Source organism: Methylomonas sp. BG-2 (genome assembly GCF_057766305.1).
In genome coordinates this window covers 1-3,473 of record NZ_JBYMAP010000321.1, presented here as the reverse complement: position 1 = coordinate 3,473, position 3,473 = coordinate 1, and the positions used below count along the sequence as shown (strand labels likewise).

The window sequence follows — 3,473 nt, the reverse complement described above, 5'->3', positions numbered from 1 at the left end:
CGCTCGACGCCGAAGCGCCGATTGCTCGCCCGGCAATGGGTGTCGCGATCGATAAAACGACGATAGTGGCTGACGGTATCGATGTTGCAACGCTGTCGAATGTCCCGGTTGGAGCGACGATGGAAATCACGATTGGTGCATCGACGACGACGCGTGTTTGCGGTGAGTCTGAAGTTGTTTCGAGCGACGTGGTTGGAGATATTTCTATTAAAATTTCGAACTGGCCAGCCGTCGATTATTTGGCGTCGGTTTCGTGCGTTGTTTGATATTTGGCAATTAAGTTCCGCACTCTGTAAATTTAAATTGGCTCATTTATCGCGCATCCAACTGCTCATTTATCGCGCGCGGCTTCAGCAAGTCCCGGTAATCGGTGACGTGATTGTAAAAAGGCGTCAATTGCGGCATCGGCACCGCCAACAGCTTGGGATCGGGTCCGGCCTCGTCCACCATCTGCAATATCCCGACCGGACGACAGTGGATCACGCAACCGCTCAATAACGGCGCCGGGGTGATAATCATTACATCGACCGGATCGCCGTCCTCCGACAGGGTTTGCGGAATGTAGCCGTAATTGCAGGGATACTGCATCGCGGTGCCCATAAACCGATCCACCGTCAACGCGCCGGTGTGTTTATCCACTTCGTATTTAACCGGATCGCTGAAAGCCGGAATCTCGACCACTACATTCATTTCGAACGGTACGTTGCCGCCGGCGGCAACTTGCATAAACGACATCAATTCCTCTTTGAGCACGTGAAAAAGGCTGTCATTATAGTCACTGTTCCCCAGTAATCAGGATTAACAGGTGATAGGCAGTCTGGAAAAAATGCGCGGCGCGCTGGCCGATCCGGTGCAATACCGTTTGCCGGTCGGCGATCAACAACTCCCGTTAAACCCGCTGATCGGCAAAACGCTGAAACTGCGCCACACCGGCCAAATCTTTTGCGTGCATTGCGGCAACAAGACCAAGAAAAGCTTTAACCAGGGCTATTGCTATCCCTGTTTCATCAAGCTGGCGCAATGCGACATGTGCATCGTCAAACCGGAAACCTGCCATTACGCCGCCGGCACCTGCCGGGAACCGAGCTGGGGCGAGGAATTTTGCTTTCAACCGCACATCGTCTATCTGGCCAACTCCTCCGGCATCAAGGTCGGCATCACCCGCCGCTCGCAAATCCCGACCCGCTGGATAGACCAGGGCGCGGTGCAGGCCTTGCCGGTATTCGAAGTTGCCTCCCGCCATTTGTCCGGCCTGATCGAAGTCACTCTAGCCGAACACGTCAGCGACAAAACCAGCTGGCAACAAATGCTGAAAAACAACACCGTCGAACTCGATCTGCCGGTGCTGCGCGACGGACTGCTAAACCAATGCCAAACCGAACTGGCCGCGATCACGGAACGCTTCGCCGAACAGCCGCCAACCTTGCTATCCGACGCCGAAGCGGTGCAATTGAATTATCCGGTTTTGGAATATCCGACCAAAGTCAAATCCTTCAATATGGATAAAGACCCGACCGTGTCCGGCACCTTGCTCGGCATCAAGGGCCAGTACCTGATCTTCGACAGCGGCGTCATCAACATCCGCAAATATGCCGGCTACGAAATAGAAGCCGAAACCTAAAGCGATTCATTTAGGGCTTGGGAGCGGCGGATGACGCTGGCAGAGCGCCGGATCACGCGGACTGAACGGCGGATCACGCTGGCTGAGCGCCGGATGACGTAGGCTGAGCGGAGTCGAAGCCCAGCATTCTCCGCTTCCGCTCGGCGAACGAATGGCCTGCCAATTCCGCCCGCCATTTTGGTCGCGGGACTTTGCTTGCCGCCTAAAAAAGCTCCAACCCAAGGCCCTTCCGCAACTTCAAAACGCAGGGTTTTTGCGGAGCGGTTTAATCATCCCGACCAGCCAACATCGCCTTTCCGACCAACGGAATCGGCGGCGCACCATAGGACAGAAAAGCGTCGTGAAAGTCGTGCCAGCCGGCCCTGCCGCCGCGCTTGGCGCACCAATCGTCGCGCAAATGGCGAATCAGCAATTTACCCAACGTGTAATTCAGATAGGCCGGGTCGAAGGTGCCGCGCGCGGCCTGCTGGCGGGCATTGCCCGGATCGCGAAAGGCTTGCTCCCGAAACATTTGTTCGGCTTGCTCCACGCTCCAACCTTGGGTGTGCAAACCCAGCGCCGCCAGAAAGCGCACGTCGCGCAACAAGGCGTTGACCAGCTGGCCGATGTGGGTTTCAGGATCGCCATCTTTCAGGCCGGCCTCCCAGACCAATTCTTCGCTGTAATGCGCCCAACCTTCGGAAAAGGCATAACTGCCGAACAACCGAGCAAACTTGGAGCCGGCCCGGTGGGCGTGCAGAAATTGCAGAAAATGGCCGGGCCACACCTCGTGCGCCGACACGAACAGCAGATTGGCTCGGCCGGGTAAGTAAGCGGCTTGCTCGGCCGCGGTCCAGGCCGGATCGGGCGGCGCTACGTAATACACCGACGGCAAGCCGTGTTCGTAGGGCCCGGGAATATCGATATACGCCAGATTCCAGCGGGCGTAGGGCGGCGACGGCGCGACGGTTGCTTCGTCGTCGCTTGGAATCGTCAGCAATTGCCGCTCGGCGACGAAGGTTTTCAGTTGCTTGAGTTGCTCGGTCGCGGCGGCAACCGGACCGGCCGCCGGTTTATGCGCCTCGGCTTGGGCGACGCATTCGGCGGTGGTCGCGGCGGGAGCAAAGCGCCGACAGGCTTGCTTCAGTGCTTTTAGATTGCGCTGTAAATCGGCGCGGCCCATCCGCGCCAATGTCGGCAAAGGCATCTCCACCAGCTCGGTGTCCGCCAGCATTTGGCTGAATTTCTCCGCCCCCAGTGCAAAGTTGTCGGTCGCCGTCGGCCTTTGCAATTCAAACCAGTCCACCAATTCATTTAAGGCCCTTGCCGCCGGCCCGACCTTCTCGGCGAATTCGCGTTGCAGCGTAGGATCGGCAACGCCGGCAAACGCCGCCTTGGCCTCGGCTTCGTAAAACTTGGCCAGGCCGCCGAACACGGTCTTGCCGATATCGATATAAGTGCGCGGTAACGGCAGTTCCAGATTGGTACGAATCCGCGCCGCCGCTTGCGGCACGTTGCCGGCGTAAGCGATAAACGCCCGCATTCGTTCGGCCGGCGGCGCATAGGGTCGGCTGATGTAAAGATTCGGGTCCAGCGCGCCGGCATAGAATTGTGGATTCTTGAACGGCCAACGCGCGACTTGCCGCCAGAACAATTCCTTGGTGACCGTCGCCAACAAGTAATCGCGCTCGAAGCGTTGCGCGGACGTCAAGGCTTGATCCGGATAAGCCAGCGCCTGCATTCGCCGCGCTTCCAGCCAGCGTTCGGTGCGATGCAAACCTTCCGGACTCCAATCCGGCAAACGGCCGTCGAACTCGTGCCGGCCGGCTTCCGCCGCGAAGGTAGGATGCTGTTCAAAATATTCGGAAATAAA

4 protein-coding genes are annotated in these 3,473 nt (G+C 58.0%); 2 read left to right on the top strand and 2 right to left on the bottom strand.

Translation table 11 applies throughout. From position 1 onward, the window contains the following. On the top strand, positions 1 to 266 hold a 266-nt coding region (locus AC3B8H_RS19500), incomplete at its 5' end, for a hypothetical protein (RefSeq protein WP_488443187.1). Positions 267 to 312: 46 nt separating this feature from the next. On the opposite strand, the gene AC3B8H_RS19495 is transcribed toward AC3B8H_RS19500, so the two are convergent. After that, positions 313 to 735: an inorganic diphosphatase gene (locus AC3B8H_RS19495; RefSeq protein WP_488443186.1), complete on the bottom strand. Its 423-nt coding sequence runs from the start codon at positions 733 to 735 to the stop codon at positions 313 to 315. A 70-nt stretch (positions 736 to 805) separates the two neighbouring features. Between AC3B8H_RS19495 and AC3B8H_RS19490 the strand changes: the two genes are divergently transcribed. Next, on the top strand, positions 806 to 1,621 hold the full coding sequence (locus AC3B8H_RS19490) for a DUF2797 domain-containing protein (protein WP_488443185.1): 816 nt from the start codon (positions 806 to 808) through the stop codon (positions 1,619 to 1,621). Between the two features lie 265 nt (positions 1,622 to 1,886). On the opposite strand, the gene AC3B8H_RS19485 is transcribed toward AC3B8H_RS19490, so the two are convergent. Continuing rightward, on the bottom strand, positions 1,887 to 3,473 hold a 1,587-nt coding region (locus AC3B8H_RS19485; protein WP_488443184.1), incomplete at its 5' end, for a DUF885 domain-containing protein.

Excerpts from the sequence above, each read along its gene's own strand:
- AC3B8H_RS19495 (WP_488443186.1), bottom strand. The coding sequence starts at position 735 with ATGTCGTTTATGCAAGTTGCCGCCGGCGGCAACGTACCGTTCGAAATG.